Consider the following 14,531-nt stretch of genomic DNA (forward strand, 5'->3'; position numbering starts at 1 on the left):
GGTCACGTACTGTCCTTCTCGGTGGGTCGTCCGAAGCGTCGAACGGAGGGTCGGTGGCGGGCGGGAGGTCAGTGCTGATCGATCCACTGGGCGATCCGACGGAGGCCGTCCTGCGCGGCAGGCGTCCCCGGCTGAGCCAGATAGCCGTGGAAGGTGTCCGGCACGGTTTCGTAGCCGGTCTCGACGCCGGCTGCTTCCAGTGCGGCCGCAAACGCCGCCGACGATGCCCGCAGCTCATCGGATTCCGCGTCCATCACGAACGTGGGCGGCATGCGATCCAGCGGACCGAGCGCCGGGAAGGCGACCGGATCCTCGTGGTACCGGACGCCCGCCCAGTTCAGGTTCAGAAGACTGACCATGCGCGGGGTGAAACGGAACGGCGGAGGCGTGCTCTCGAGGGCCGCGACGAGATCCTCCGGGAGCGGGGGCAGGACGAAGTGCAGGAGCGGATACGCCGCGACCAGAGTGGCCGGCGCCTGCTCCCCCGCCGCGATGAGCCGTCGCACCACGCCCGTGGCGAGATTCGCACCCGCGCTCGCACCTCCCAGGTGCAGCCTCTCCTGCGTCGTTCCCAGTCGATCGACATGGGCATGCACCCACTGCCAGGCGGCGAGCACGTCGTCGGAGAGGACGGGGAAGCACGTGCGCCCGCGCGCCTTGCGGTAGTCGACCGAGGCGACCGCGATCCCGCGCGCCGCGATCGACATCGCCACCGCGTGCGCCTCCGGGGAGTCGAGCGTGCCGAACATCCAGGCGCCGCCGTGCACCCATACGAAACCCGCGCGCGGCTCCGCGTCGTGCCGGCGGTAGAGGCGCACCGGGATCGGCCCGCGCGGGCCCGGCACGGCGACGTCCTCCGTGACCACGGACCCGAGCTCCGGATCCAGGGCGATGAGTTCGGCACTCGTCGTGCTCTCCTCCGGCATGAACCGGGCCGCGGTGCGCAGCAGCATGCGCGCGAGCACCTGGTTCGCGACGGTGGGGCGCAGAGGAGGCGGGAGCACGCTCATCGCACTCGCCGGATCGGGAAGACGAGCAGAGCAGCGATCACGACGATCACGATCGCCACGATCCACAGCGCCGTGTAGCCGCCCGTCACCGCGACGACCACACCTGCGAGCAGCGGGCCGAGCGCCTGCCCGAGGTTGCCGCCCAGCGTGCTCACCCCGAGATCGCGGGCGGCCGCGTCCCTGTCCGGCAGCAGGTCGATGAACATGGCCTGGTCGACCGTGAGGAACGTGCCGACCCCCACTCCGGCGATGACCCCCTGGATGAACAGGGCGGGCAGGGTCGGGCTGAGCAGCGGGATGAACATCGACCCGGCGATCAGGAACGTCGCGCCGATGACGAACGGCTTGCGCCGCCCGACCCGATCCGACCACCAGCCGGCGACGAGCAGTGCCACCACGGTCCCTGGAATCCCGGCCATCGCGAGCAACGGCGAGATCTGCGCGGCCTCGGCGGCGGAGAGTCCCGGCCGGATGTAGCTCTGCAGCATGTAGATGCCGAACGCGCCGGACACTCCGCCGCCGAACAGCAGCGCGACCTTCGCGATCCACAGCCAGCGGAAGTCTCGGTCCCTGAGCGCGACCGTGAACGAGGCCAGCACCTGTCGGAGAGTCATCGGGGGCACGACGAGGTCCCGTGAGGATCGATCCCGAGCGAGCAGGACGAAGAGCACGGTGAACACGATCACGGCGACGACGAAGGGGAAGTACGCGTCGAGACCGATGATCGCGAACAGGGCTCCCGCCACGATCGAGCCGATCGCACCGCCGATGAGCGAGGAGAACCCGGACAACGCCGACATCGACCCGCGCTGTCCGGACGGCACCCTGTCGGCCACCGTCGCATTCAGCGGCCCGGAGGCGAGGTTCAATCCCAGCTGGGCGACGGAATAGGTCACCAGCAGCAGCCCGATCGTCGGTGAGAACCGCATCGCCACGAGCAGCGCGGCACCGATCACCGCGCCCGCGATGATCCAGGGAGCGCGCCGTCCCCAGCGCGAGCGCGTGCGATCGGAGAGGATGCCGGCGATGGGCTGGATGAGCATGGTCAGGATCGAGGAGACGACGGCGATCGACGACAGGCCGAGCGCCCGTGCCGCCTCGAACTCGGCGAGCAGCCCGAGCAGTCTGCTCTGGTCGGCGGTCGGAACGGTGCTCCCCGCATCGACCGCGTACTTGAGCGCGGTGAGGGACTGCAGATCCACGCCGGCGTCCGCACCGCTGAAGAACTGTCCGAACTCGATCTGCTGCACGTGCAGCGGAAGCAGGATGCCGCCCACCGCACCCCAGATCGCCGCGATCGACAGCCCGGCCATCAGATAGCTCACGCGATAGCGGCGGAAATGCGACCCGCGCCGATACAGCGCCGAGGTTCCCGGCGCGGGAGCGGGATCTGGCGTGTCGGGGTTGCCGGGGACGAGCGTCGGGTCGGCGTTGACCATGGTGGCTCCAGGGGATCGTGCGAGCTCGATCGGCTCGACTGGCGACGACACTAACAGAAAACCATCCAGTTGGGTGGTTTTTCTTCCATGATCCGGATCCGCTGAGGTAGCCTCGAATCCGTGAGCACCGATCCCTCCCCCGCCCCACGGCGCTATCCGAAGGGCGAGGCGCGTCGTACGGCCATCCTGGAGGCCGCCCTCGAGGTGTTCGCGACGGCCGGCTACCGCACCGGCGGCCTGCGCGAGGTCGCCGCGAAGGCGGGGCTCACCCACGCCGGCGTGCGGCACTACTTCCCGACCAAGCTCGACCTCCTGCACGCGGTGCTGGGCTGGCGGGACGAGCAGGCGATCCGGCAGATGTCGTCATCGGAGGATGCCCTCGAAGTGCTGAGGCAGTGGATCGAGGCAGCCAGATACAACCAGGGCGCACAGCGAATGGTCGAGCTCCAGGTGACGCTCGCCGCCGAGGCCACTTCTTCGGACCATCCGCTGCACGAGTACCTGCGGGAGCGCTACGAGTTCGCGGTCGCCTTCCTCCGCGACACCTTCACCGCCTTGCAGGCACGTGGCGACGTGGTCGCGGGCGTGGATCCGGAATCCGCCGCGCGCACGCTCATCGCGCTGACGGACGGCGTCCAGACCCAGTGGCTGCTGAACCGGGACGACGTGGACATGGTCGCGCTCGTCCGCGAGCAGATCCAGCGCCTCCTGACCGTGGAGATCTGACGCGCGGGGTCTCCCACTACGTGCTGCCCCGTAGCCGCCTCCTCGTTTCCGGTCCCGGAAACGCGGGCCATGACAGAGTGGCGGCGGCGCCCGCCCTGGGCCCGTGTTCGAGGAGGTCTCATGTCCGCACCCGCCCCCGTCAAAGTCTCGTTCTGGATCCTGCTGATCTCGATCGTGCTCAGCGTCGTCATCGGCGTCCTGGCGATCACGAGCGGATCGTTTCTGAACTCCACCGGCGAGCGTGTCGGGCCCGGGCCCGGATTGAGCGGCAATGTCCTCATCGGGTTCGGCATCATCACCATCGCGCTCTCCCTCATCGAACTGCTCTTCCTCTGGAAGATGAAGGCCGGCAAGAACTGGGCACGCATCACGGTCACGATCCTCGAGCTCCTCGGCCTCGTCGGGCTGTTCGACGGCGTGGATCTGGCGGACCTTATCGCGGTCGCGCTCACCGTCGTCGCGATCGGGCTGCTCTGGACACCATCCTCGAACCAGTACTTCCGCAAGGCCTGAACGCTCAGCGGACGATGCCCGTCCCGGCTCCGGCCAGGCAGGCATCGTCCGCGGCCTAGGCGCGGACCAGCAAGGCGCCGGGACGGATGCCGGCCCGGAACGAGCGCACCTCTCCCCGTTCCTCCCCATCGATCTGGAACGGCTGCGGGCGGCCGAGTTCGACGTCGATACTGCGCGCCGACGCATGGCGCACCACGTCCGTGCTCGTCGTCTCTCCGCCGAGAAGCCGCCGCAGGCCGTTGTCCCAGACCACGGTGCGAACCGTCTCGAACCAGTCCGCGACGCCGTCCGCGCTGATGAGCAGGAGATCCAGCTGCCCGTCGTCCGGCACGGCGTCCGGCAGCAGTGTGATCCCGCCCTGGATCGTCCCGCAGTTCCCGATCATGAGCGTGTGGACGCGCGCACGATCACGGGGCTCGTCGTCGAGGCTCAGCTCCACCGGCACGAGTTCAGTGCCGGCCGCGGCGGCTCCGAGCGCCTTCACATACGCGAGCCAGCCGGCCTTCGCCTTGAGCTCGTCATCGGTCTCCTCGAGCATGCGCGCATCGAGGCCGAGGCCTGCCATCACGACGAACAGGTGCTCGCCCGCGGCGTCGCCGTCGGTCACCTCGATCGTGCCCACGTCGATGCGCCGCGGCTCCGCGGAGAGGGCATGCGCAACCGCGGCGGACGTCCCCGTCAGAGGCACCCCGAGATTCCGCGCGAGCAGATTGCCCGTGCCGTGCGGGAGGATCCCGAGCGCGACGTCGGTGCCCGCCAGCACCCCGGCCACCGCGCGGACCGTCCCGTCTCCTCCGGCCGCGAAGACGAGCGTGCATCCGGCGTCGACCGCCTCCTCTGCCATCCCCCGGCCCGGGTCGTCCTCCGTCGTGTCGAACACCCGGATGTCGGCGTCGGGGAGCCGCTCCAGGATCGCCGAACGCACCTCCTCCTCCGATTCGAGCTTCACAGGATTACGGACCACGCCGATGATCGTCATGAGTCCATCCTCTCTGGGCCGCGACAGGAACGGCACGAGAAGCGCCCGTCAGCCGTAGAACAGTGTCTCGAAGACCTTCCTGGCCCGGCGCGTGACCCGCAGGTACTCCTCCTCGACAGCCGCTGCGGAGCGATCGGGATAGCCGAGGATCCTGCCGACGCCGTCGAGTTCGCGCGGGTCGGCAGGAAGCACGTCCTTCGTCTGCCCGGTGAGCAACGTCATCGCCGAACGCAACCGGCTGGACAGCCGCCACGCCTCGCGCAGGAGCTCGCCGGACTCCTCCGGCACGAACCCCGCCGTCACAGCCACGTCCAGCGCCGCGAGCGTGGACGTCGTGCGCAGCGCCGGCACCGCGTGCGCGTGCTGCAGCTGCACGATCTGGATCAGCCACTCCACGTCGCTGAGCGTGCCGGGGCCGAGCTTGAGGTGGCGGCGCGGATCCACGCCCTGCGGCAACCGCTCCCCCTCGACCCTCGCCTTGATGCGCTTGATCTCCCGCACTGAGGCCAGATCCAGCGACTCGGGGTAGCGCACGCGGTCGGCGAGTTCCAGGAATCGCTCGATCAGCTTGTGGCTGCCCGCGACGCCTCTGGCCCGCAGCAGCGCCTGCGCCTCCCAGGACAGCGACCAGCGGCGGTAGTACGCCGCATAGGCGTCGAGCGTGCGCACGAGCGGACCGTTGCGCCCCTCCGGGCGAAGGTCCGCGTCGAGGTCGAGCGGCAGACGATGATCCGTGAGGTGCTCCCTGAGCCCGGCCACGATGCGCGTGGCGAGCTGCTGCGCCCGCTGCGACTCGACGCCGTTCGCGTCGTACACGAACAGCACGTCCGCGTCGGATCCGAATCCGAGCTCCGCGCCGCCGAAGCGGCCCATTCCGATGACGGAGAAGTCCAGGGCATCGTCCTCCTCCGGCACGACGTCGCGGCGCACGGCCCGCAGCGCGGCCTGGATCGTGGCATCCGTGATCCCGGTCAGGGCGAGGGCCACGTCGTCGATCGTGAGCACATCCAGCACGGCACCCATCGCCGTGCGCAGCAGCTCGCGCCGCCGCAGGGCGCGCACCGAGCGCATCGCGTCGAGGATCGTGTCGTGCCGCGTCTGGATCGCCCTGGCCTCCTCGTCGAGGGCCGGCCGGGGCCGAGGCCGGAGCTGCTCCGTGCTCTCCAGCCACGCGACGGACTCGGGGATCCACTCCATCAGTTCGCCGACGTAGCGCGAGGAGGACAGCACGCGCGTCAGCCGCTCGGCCGCACCGGAGGAGTCGCGCAGCATCCGCAGGAACCACGGGGTGTCGCCGAGGCGCTCGCTGATGCGACGGAAAGCGATCAGGCCGTAGTCGGGGTCCGTGCCGTCGGCGAACCAGCGGACCATGATCGGCATGAGGTGCTTCTGGATCGTCGCCTTGCGGCTGAGGCCGGTGGTGAGCGCGCCGATGTGGCGGAGCGCGCCGGCAGGGTCGCGGAAGCCGATCGCCGCGAGACGGTCGTGCGCCTGATCGGTGGAGAGCGTGCGCTCCTCCTCGGGCAGCGAGGCGACGGCGCTCAGCAGCGGGCGGTAGAACAGGCGGGTGTGCAGGTCCCGCACTTCGCGGCGCACGTCCTCCCACACGCCCCGGATGCCGCCCGCCGTCTCGGCGAGGCCCGTGGCGCGGCCGAGCACCCGCAGCGCCTCCTCGTCGCGCGGCACGAGGTGCGTGCGCTGCATCTCCCGCAGCTGCAGCCGATGCTCGATGAGCCGCAGGACCCGGTAGTCGTGCGCGAACAGCCCGGCCTCGGCGCGGCCGATGTAACCGCCGGCGACCAGCGCGTCGAGAGACTCCAGCGTGCCCCTGGTGCGGATCTGCGGATCCGTGAGTCCGTGCACGAGCTGCAGCAGCTGCACGGTGAACTCGATGTCGCGCAGGCCGCCAGGGCCGAGCTTGAGCTGATACGGCACATCCTCCGGCGCGATGTGCTCGGTGACGCGCTCGCGCATCCGCTGCACGCTCCCGACGAAGTCCTCCCGCGCCGCGCTCGACCACACCTTGGGCTGCACGGCGTTCACGTACGCCTCGCCCAGCTCGGGGTCGCCGGCGATCGCCCGCGCCTTGAGGAGCGCCTGGAACTCCCAGCTCTTGGCCCAGCGGTCGTAGTACGCGATATGAGAGCCGAGCGAGCGCACCAGTGCGCCCTGCTTGCCCTCCGGCCGCAGCGCGGCGTCGACCTCCCAGAGCGGCGGCTCCGCCTCGATCCCCGCGAGGGCCTGCATGGTCTCGCGCGCGAGGCGGGTGGCGATGTCGATCGCGCGGGATTCGGACAGCCGCTCCTCGTCTGCGGTGCCGGCGACGTAGATGACGTCCACGTCGCTCACGTAGTTCAGCTCGCGCGCCCCGGTCTTGCCCATCCCGATGATCGCGAGCCGGGTGAGGGCGGTGTCCTTGCGCGCGTCCGACGAGTCGCCGGCGACCGCCGTGCGGGCGATCGCGAGCCCCGCCTCCAGCGCGGCGGATGCGGCGTCGGCGAGTGCCGCCGAGACGGCGTCCACGGCCTGGACCGGATCCGCCGTGGCGAGGTCCCACGCGGCGATCCCCGCGACCGCGCGCCGGTACGCGACACGCAGCCGCACCCGGGCGGCCGCGTCGCCGGCCGCGGCGAAGCCGTCCACGGCGCCGACGGCGGACAGCAGCGTCGCACGGAGCTCATCCGCGGTCGGCAGCGCCTCGCGCTCCTCGCGCAGCAGCGCGAGCTCCTCCGGCCTGCGCTCGAAGAACCGGCCGAGCCCCGGCGAAGCACCGAAGACCGCCCAGGCGCGGCCTCGGGCCGCCTCGTCGGACAGCACCGCCGTGACGGCGGACGGATCCCTGCGGGCGACCCGGATGAGGCCTGCCAGAGCTTCGTCCGGATCCGCGCTGCGCAGCGGCACGATCAGCGTCGAGGGTGCGAGACCGGTGATCTCACCGATCTCATGCAGCCCCGCGGATGCGTCGGACAGACCGACGAAGCCGAGCCGCGCGAGCGCGGACAGGGAGAGCGAGTCGTCGAACCGGGGCACCGCGGTCCCCGATCAGAGCAGTTCGAGGTTGCTCTTGAGCTCGAACGGCGTGACCTGACCGCGGTACGCCTCCCACTCCTTGCGCTTGTTCAGCAGCACGTAGGTGAACACCTGCTCGCCGAGGGTCTCGGCCACGAGCTCCGATTCCTCCATGAGCTCGAGCGCGTGGTCGAGGCTGGCGGGCAGCGGCGCGTAGCCCAGGGCGCGGCGCTCTGCGTCGCTCAGCGACCACACGTTGTCCTCGGCCTCCGGCGGCAGCTCGTAGCCCTCCTCGATGCCCTTGAGCCCCGCGGCGAGCATGAGCGCGTACGCGAGGTAGGGGTTCGCGGCGGAATCCAGCGCGCGGTACTCGATCCGCGTGGACTGGCCCTTGTTCGGCTTGTACATCGGCACGCGGATGAGCGCGGAGCGGTTGGCGTGACCCCAGGTCACGAAGCTCGGCGCCTCGTCCCCGCCCCAGAGCCGCTTGTACGAGTTCACGAACTGGTTCGTCACCGCCGCGATCTCGTTGGCGTGCCGCAGGAGCCCGGCGATGAACTGACGCCCCGTGCGGGAGAGCTGATACCTCGCGCCCTCCTCGTAGAAGGCGTTCAGGTCGCCCTCGAAGAGCGACAGGTGCGTGTGCATGCCGCTGCCGGGGTGGTTGTTCAGCGGCTTCGGCATGAACGTCGCGTACACGCCCTGCTCGATCGCGACCTCCTTGACCACGGTGCGGAAGGTCATGATGTTGTCCGCGGTGGTGAGCGCGTCCGCGTAGCGCAGGTCGATCTCGTTCTGGCCGGGACCGCCCTCATGGTGGCTGTACTCCACCGAGATGCCGAGGTCCTCCAGCATCCGCACGGCGCTGCGCCGGAAGTCGTGCGCCGTGCCGCCCGGCACGTTGTCGAAGTAGCCCGCGGAGTCCGCAGGAACGGGTCCCTCCGGGCCGAACTGCGACGACTTCAGCAGGTAGAACTCGATCTCCGGGTGCGTGTAGAACGTGAAGCCCGCGTCGGCCGCCTTGGCGAGGGTGCGCTTGAGCACGTGACGCGGATCGGCGACAGCGGGGCGCCCGTCCGGGGTGGTCAGGTCGCAGAACATCCGCGCGGTCGGGTCGATCTCGCCGCGCCACGGCAGGATCTGGAAGGTCGTCGGATCCGGCTGCGCCAGCAGGTCCGACTCGAACGTGCGGGTGAGCCCCTCGATCGCGGAGCCGTCGAACCCGATGCCCTCGGCGAAGGCCCCCTCGACCTCGGCCGGCGCGATCGCGACCGACTTCAGGGTGCCGATCACGTCGGTGAACCAGAGGCGGATGAACTTGACGCCGCGCTCCTCGATGGTGCGCAGGACGAAGTCGCGCTGCTTGTCCATCCCGCTCATCGAGCGCCGTCCGGGCCCCAGTTGTCCTCGGCCGCGTCCTCGTCGGCCCACGCCTTGGCGCGCTCCTGGAGCACCTCAGGGGCGCGAGCGGCTTCCTCGGCGGTGTCGAACGGACCGATCCGGTCGATCGACGGCGATTCCAGACCGTACTCGACCTCGCCGGTGCTGCTGTTGAACCAGTACTTGTTCTCGCCGGACATCGCTGCTCCTCCTGGGCCTTTGTCACGATCCTACTGGCGCGCCCGCGTCTCGCTAGGCTGTTGCGCATGGCAAAAGCGATCGGCGTGGACATCGGCGGAACCGGCATCAAGGCCGGCATCGTCGACCTCGAGCACGGAACCCTCGAATCGGACCGCATCAGGGTCCCCACGCCGAAGGGCGCGGCACCCTCCGACGTTCTCGTGGCCGTCAAGGAGGTGCTCACGACCCTGGGCGTCGAGGACTCGACCCTGCCCCTGGGCGTGGCCTTCCCGGCGATCGTGAAGTACGGCAAGACGCTGTCCGCCGCGAACATCTCGAAGGAGTGGATCGGCTTCGAGGCCGAGCAGTTCTTCGAGGACGGCCTGGGCCGCCAGATCCACTTCGTGAACGACGCGGATGCGGCTGGGGTCGCGGAGAGCCGTCATGGCGCGGCGCGCGATGCCCGCGGCCTCACGATCCTCGCGACGCTGGGCACCGGGATCGGCTCCGCCTTCCTGTACGACGGCGTGCTCGTGCCGAACACCGAGCTCGGTCACCTGAACTTCCGCGGCGAATCGATCGAGAAGTGGGCCGCCTACTCGGCCATGGAGCGCGACGAGCTGAACTGGGAGGACTGGTCCGCACGGCTGCAGGACTTCTTCTCGCACGTGGAGTTCCTGTTCAGCCCCGACCTGTTCGTGGTCGGCGGTGGCGTCTCCAAGCACCCGGAGAAGTTCATTCCGCTGCTCGACCTGAAGACCCCGATCGTCGCGGCGATCCACCGCAACTCCTCCGGCATCATCGGCGCAGCCTCGCTCGCGGGCGACTGACCCTTGCGCGCTCAACGGGCGCGCCCATCGAGAAAGGCCCGGATCCGCGCACTCGCGGATCCGGGCCTTCTTCGTGAGAGGAACGGGCCGGCCTGTACGCCGGGTTCTGTGCCGGGGCCCCTCTCGGGGCATCCCTTCGACGGTCATCTCTCTCGGCGACGCGTTGCCGCGCCGCTCCAGCGGCCTACCCGGGGACTCGGCGAGCCGCGTCAACATCCCCTGTCTGGCCTTGCTCCGGGCGAGGTTTACCTGGCGGGCCGTGTCACCACGGCCCCCGGTGGTCTCTTACACCACCCTTTCACCCTTACCCCTTGCGGGGCGGTCTTCTCTCTGTGGCACTGTCTCGCGGATTGCTCCGGGTGGGTGTTACCCACCGCCCTGCCCTGCGGAGCCCGGACGTTCCTCGGTGCGGTCTCCCGCCACGCGACCGTCCAGCCGACCCGTTCGACTCCAGTCTACGAGTCCTTGCCCGCGTCCTCCGCGATCCGCAGATCGAGCGGGATGTCGATGTCGAATCCGGGGAACAGCCGACGGGTCGCGGCCTCCGCTGCGTCCTGCACGACGCGAGCGGCATCGTCGGCCTGCTCGAGCGGCGCGTGCACGATCACCTCGTCGTGCAGGAAGAAGGCCAGGTGCGCACGCCGCGCGAAAACAGGGCCGGAGCGCGGAGCCGGCTCGTGCGCGTCGGGGAGCGCCGACAGACGGTGCCGGATCTCGGCCAGCCAGAGCAGCGACCACTCGGCCGCAGTGCCCTGCACCACGAAGTTGCGCGTGAACCGGCCGCGATCCCTAGCTCTGCTCCGCGCCACGCGCTCGTCGGAGCCGTCCGCATCCGGATCGCTCGCGCGCGCCTGCGCGGCCGCCCACATCGCGTCGGGCCGGGGCGAGCTGCGACCGAGGAGCGTCGAGACCACGCCGCCGTCCTCCCCCGTCTTGGCCGCCGCATCCACGAGCGCCATCGCGCGAGGGAACACGCTCCGAAGCCGCGGACCGAGCTGGCCGCTGGGACCGGTCGTGGCGCCGTACATCGCACCCAGGACCGCGTACTTCGCCTCCTGCCGGGTCTGCACCGCGCCAGAGCGCACGACGCCCTCGTAGAGGTCGGCGCCTCTCGCGGCCGCGGCCATCGCCCGATCCTTCGACATCGCCGCGAGCACGCGCGGCTCCAGCTGCGCCACGTCCGCGCAGACGAGTGTCCATCCGTCATCGGCGCGCACCGCGGGGCGCAGGCTCCGCGGGATCTGCAGCGCGCCCCCGCCGCTCGACGCCCAGCGGCCGGTGACCACGCCGCCGGTGAGGTAGATCGGTCTGAAGCGCTCCTCGCGCACCCACTCCGCCAGCCAGGACCAGCCGTTCGCCGTGAACAGGCGGGCGAGCTTCTTATATGTCAGAAGCGGTTCGACGACCGGATGCTCGATCTCGCCGAGCTCCCAGCGCGAGGTGGAGTCGACGAGGATCCCGGCCCGGCGCAGGGACTTGAGCAGGCGCGGCGGGCTGTCCGGGTTGACGGTGCTGTCCTCGAGGGACTCCCCGATCGCGACCGCGAGCTCGGCCATCCGGATCGGCCGCGCGCCGGACGCCGGGCGCGGACCGAGTGCGTCGACGAGGAGCCGCTCGTGCACCGCGGTGCTCCACGGCAGGCCCGCCGCCGTCATCTCCTCCGCGACCAGAGCCCCGGTCGACTCGGCCGCGCACAGCAGAGCGAGGCGTCCGTCCGGCGCGCGACGCAGAGCCGCGCGCTGGCGGGCGTATTCGGCGAGCAGCTCGTCGATCTCCGCATACGAGTCGCCGCCGCCCTGCGACGAGACCTCGTGCAGGTCGAACAGTGCGGGCGTCTCGATGGTCGTCACCAGCGGATCCGCTCTGACCCATCGCGATGAGGACGGGATCGGGTCCGCGAGGCTCGTCGTATCGCGGAGGATCGCGTGGCAGAGCAGCAGGTCGTGGGCGCGGCGGATCCTGATCCCGGCGGCGAGCAGCGGCGGATACACCTCGCGGAGATGCCGGACGACCCAGCGCGGGCTGGCGCCCGCCTCGAGGCCGGAGACCTCGACGGGCAGCTCGGACGCGGCGATCTCGCGCCTGCTCTGCTCCGCCCCCTGCGCGTCGAAGAGCACCAGCGACCAGGCGTCGGGCCGGGTCGACCGCCCCAGCACGATCTCGTGCGGAGCGGCCGATTCGATCATGTCTTCGAATCTACGCCCTCATCGCGCCCCCGCACGGCATCCACGTCGCGTCGGAGCCGATCCCCCGGGTGTGTCGGCATGTATCGCCCACCGCGCGCTCCGCGCCGACGGCGGTTAGCGTGGAGTCACCGGAGAGGAGTCCCCCATGTCCGATGCATCCCCCTTCATTGCCCACAACGGCTTCGCCCTGCCCGCGCAGGGGCTCGGCACCTACGGCTTCCGCGGAGAGGCCGGCGCGGATGCGGTCCGCAGCGGCATCGAGAGCGGATACCGGCTCATCGACTCCGCCTTCAACTACGAGAACGAGGGCGCGGTCGGCTGGGGCGTCTCCGGGGCCGCCGTGGACCGCGCTGAACTCATCGTCACCTCGAAGCTCGCCGGGCGCCACCACGCGCGGGACAAGGCGCTCGTCGCGATCGAGGAGAGCCGGTTCCGTCTCGGCGTCGACGCGATCGACCTGTTCCTCATCCACTGGCCGCTGCCGCGTGTGGATTCCTACGTCGAGGCCTGGCAGGCGCTCATCGAGGCGCGCGAGCGCGGCCTCGTGCGCCAGATCGGCGTGTCGAACTTCCTGCCGGAGCACCTGGAGCGCATCGAGGACGCGACGGGCGTGCGGCCGGTCGTCAACCAGATCGAGCTGCACCCGCGCTTCCCCCAGGAGGAGGCGCTGGCGTACCACCGCGCCCAGGGCATCCTCACCGAGGCGTGGAGCCCGCTCGGCCGGGCCGGCGACGTGCTCGACGATCCCGCGATCACGCGCGTCGCCGCAGCGCACGGCATCACGCCGGCGCAGGCCGTGCTGGCCTGGCACGCGGGCCGCGGTGTGGTCGCGATCCCGAAGGCGGCGTCCCCCGAGCATCAGGCGCTGAACCTCGCGGCCGCCCAGGTGCGACTGAGCACGGAAGAGATCGCCGCGATCACGGCGATCGGCGCGGCGGACGGACGCCTCTGGGGCGCCGATCCCGCGACCCACGAAGAGTTCTGAGGGCGCCGCGCCGCGGACTCAGTCCGTCGGCGCGGAGCTCTTCAGCCCGGACTCCTCGGTGCGGATCAGGATGCAGCCGCACTCGGGGCAGGAGACGACCTCGTCGTCCGCGGCCTGACGGATGACGTTCAGATCGATCCCGGAGAGCACCATCCGGCACCCTTCGCAGGTGGCGCGGCGCAGCAGGGCCGCGCCCGCGGTGCGCCCCACGCGGCGCTGGTACTCGGCCATGAGCGACGGGGAGACCGAGTCGACGAGCGCGCCCCGGTCGCGGGCGAGCTGCTCGCCCTCGGTCGTCGCCGCGGCGATGACCGCCTTGGCCTCCACGGTCAGCCGCGTCCCCTCTGCCACGGTCTCGTCGATGAGCGCCTGCTGGGCGGCGACCGCCGCCTCCGCATCCTCGAGGCGGCCCATGAGCTCGAGCTCGGCGTCCTCCAGGTCGCTGATCCGGCGGCCGAGGCTCGCGATCTCCTGCTCGAGGGCCACGGCGTCCTTGGGGTTCTGCGTCGCGGCGAGCCGCTCGGCATCCCTGTCGCGGCGCTGCGCGGCGAGGGCCACGTCCGACTCCAGGCGCTTGAGCTCCGCCTGCACGTCGTCGCGCCCGCCGGACAGCGCGGTGAGCTCGCGAAGCTGCCCCTGCCGCAGCGCGGAGAGCTCGTTGATCCGCTCCCCCTGCACCGGATGCGTCCGCGCGTAGTCGGCCTGCACGATGCGGCGGTCGATGTCGGCGATGTCGAGGAGCACGATCTGGTGCGCGGGGTTGGCTTTCACGCCCCTAAACCTACGCCAGACAGGCGTGCCGCCGTGCGCGCGGGCAGTGTCAGGACAGGTCGCCGTCGACGTAGTACCAATGCCCGTGCTCCCGCACGAAGCGGCTGCGCTCGTGAAGCACCCCGCGGCCGTTCGCATCCCGGTGGATCGCCTCGAACTCCACGACGCCCTCGGCGTCGAACGGCCCTCCGCCGACCTTCGCGAGGATGTCGAGGCGCAGCCAGCGCACCTCGGGGTCGAGGTCGAGGCTCGTCGGCCGCGTGGACGGGTGCCACGAGCGCAGCAGATACCCGGCATCGCCGATCGCGAACGCGGTGTACCGCGAGCACATGAGACGCTCTGCGGTCGGCGCCGGGCGCCCGGCGAGGACCGGACCGCAGCAGGCGTCGAAGAGGTCGCCGCTGCCGCACGGGCACCGCTGCGCGCCCTGACCGGCGCCGGATCCATCGCTCATCGCCTCCAGCCTATTCGCTCGCGGCACTCGCCTCAGGAATACCCCTAGGGGGTATAGGGTTGAGCCCAT

13 protein-coding genes and 1 other RNA gene are annotated in these 14,531 nt (G+C 70.8%); 4 read left to right on the forward strand and 10 right to left on the reverse strand.

From position 1 onward, the window contains the following. Nucleotides 1–68: 68 nt before the first annotated feature. Together CQ044_RS18215 and CQ044_RS18220 are read right to left on the reverse strand one after the other, a co-directional pair. Nucleotides 69–1,010: an alpha/beta hydrolase gene (locus CQ044_RS18215; RefSeq protein ID WP_105689781.1), complete on the reverse strand. Its 942-nt coding sequence runs from the start codon at nt 1,008–1,010 to the stop codon at nt 69–71. After that, the gene (locus CQ044_RS18220) at nt 1,007–2,449 is read right to left on the reverse strand and encodes an MFS transporter (RefSeq protein WP_105689782.1); all 1,443 of its coding nucleotides are present in this window, start codon (nt 2,447–2,449) and stop codon (nt 1,007–1,009) included. The genes CQ044_RS18215 and CQ044_RS18220 overlap by 4 nt, the downstream gene beginning before the upstream one ends. Before the next feature lie 120 nt (nt 2,450–2,569). Between CQ044_RS18220 and CQ044_RS18225 the strand changes: the two genes are divergently transcribed. Together CQ044_RS18225 and CQ044_RS18230 are read left to right on the forward strand one after the other, a co-directional pair. Continuing rightward, a complete protein-coding gene (locus CQ044_RS18225) occupies nt 2,570–3,175 on the forward strand; it encodes a TetR/AcrR family transcriptional regulator (protein WP_105689783.1) in 606 nt (201 codons plus the stop codon). A gap of 120 nt (nt 3,176–3,295) precedes the next feature. After that, on the forward strand, nt 3,296–3,688 hold the full coding sequence (locus CQ044_RS18230) for a hypothetical protein (RefSeq protein WP_105689784.1): 393 nt from the start codon (nt 3,296–3,298) through the stop codon (nt 3,686–3,688). Between the two features lie 55 nt (nt 3,689–3,743). On the opposite strand, the gene CQ044_RS18235 is transcribed toward CQ044_RS18230, so the two are convergent. From CQ044_RS18235 to CQ044_RS18250, 4 genes are read right to left on the reverse strand one after another with little or no spacing between them, the layout of a single operon-like run. Further along, nucleotides 3,744–4,667: a diacylglycerol kinase family protein gene (locus CQ044_RS18235; RefSeq protein ID WP_105689785.1), complete on the reverse strand. Its 924-nt coding sequence runs from the start codon at nt 4,665–4,667 to the stop codon at nt 3,744–3,746. A 48-nt stretch (nt 4,668–4,715) separates the two neighbouring features. Continuing rightward, nucleotides 4,716–7,697 (reverse strand): bifunctional [glutamine synthetase] adenylyltransferase/[glutamine synthetase]-adenylyl-L-tyrosine phosphorylase, encoded by a 2,982-nt coding sequence (locus CQ044_RS18240; RefSeq protein WP_105689786.1) that lies wholly within the window; start codon nt 7,695–7,697, stop codon nt 4,716–4,718. Between the two features lie 12 nt (nt 7,698–7,709). Beyond that, the gene (locus CQ044_RS18245) at nt 7,710–9,047 is read right to left on the reverse strand and encodes a glutamine synthetase family protein (RefSeq protein ID WP_045270619.1); all 1,338 of its coding nucleotides are present in this window, start codon (nt 9,045–9,047) and stop codon (nt 7,710–7,712) included. 5 nt (nt 9,048–9,052) lie between these two features. Continuing rightward, nucleotides 9,053–9,256 (reverse strand): hypothetical protein, encoded by a 204-nt coding sequence (locus CQ044_RS18250; RefSeq protein ID WP_045270620.1) that lies wholly within the window; start codon nt 9,254–9,256, stop codon nt 9,053–9,055. 66 nt (nt 9,257–9,322) lie between these two features. Between CQ044_RS18250 and ppgK the strand changes: the two genes are divergently transcribed. Further along, the gene (ppgK, locus tag CQ044_RS18255) at nt 9,323–10,066 is read left to right on the forward strand and encodes a polyphosphate--glucose phosphotransferase (RefSeq protein WP_105689787.1); all 744 of its coding nucleotides are present in this window, start codon (nt 9,323–9,325) and stop codon (nt 10,064–10,066) included. Nucleotides 10,067–10,145: 79 nt separating this feature from the next. Here ppgK and rnpB read toward each other — a convergent pair. Beyond that, an RNA gene (gene rnpB / locus CQ044_RS18260) (RNase P RNA component class A) lies at nt 10,146–10,509 on the reverse strand. A 12-nt stretch (nt 10,510–10,521) separates the two neighbouring features. Next, entirely contained in the window at nt 10,522–12,252 is a 1,731-nt protein-coding gene (locus tag CQ044_RS18265; protein ID WP_105689788.1) for a bifunctional 3'-5' exonuclease/DNA polymerase, read from the reverse strand. A gap of 145 nt (nt 12,253–12,397) precedes the next feature. Between CQ044_RS18265 and CQ044_RS18270 the strand changes: the two genes are divergently transcribed. After that, complete coding sequence (locus CQ044_RS18270; protein ID WP_105689789.1) at nt 12,398–13,237, forward strand: aldo/keto reductase; 840 nt, start codon at nt 12,398–12,400, stop codon at nt 13,235–13,237. An 18-nt stretch (nt 13,238–13,255) separates the two neighbouring features. Here CQ044_RS18270 and CQ044_RS18275 read toward each other — a convergent pair whose 3' ends face one another. Beyond that, a complete protein-coding gene (locus CQ044_RS18275; protein WP_105689790.1) occupies nt 13,256–14,008 on the reverse strand; it encodes a zinc ribbon domain-containing protein in 753 nt (250 codons plus the stop codon). 49 nt (nt 14,009–14,057) lie between these two features. Next, nucleotides 14,058–14,462 carry a YchJ family protein gene (locus CQ044_RS18280; protein WP_105689791.1) on the reverse strand — a complete coding sequence of 135 codons (405 nt, stop codon included), beginning with the start codon at nt 14,460–14,462 and terminating at the stop codon, nt 14,058–14,060. Between the last annotated feature and the right edge of the window lie 69 nt (nt 14,463–14,531).

Origin of the sequence: Microbacterium sp. MYb64 (genome assembly GCF_002979495.1) — a bacterium.
Taxonomy (GTDB): domain Bacteria; phylum Actinomycetota; class Actinomycetes; order Actinomycetales; family Microbacteriaceae; genus Microbacterium; species Microbacterium azadirachtae_A.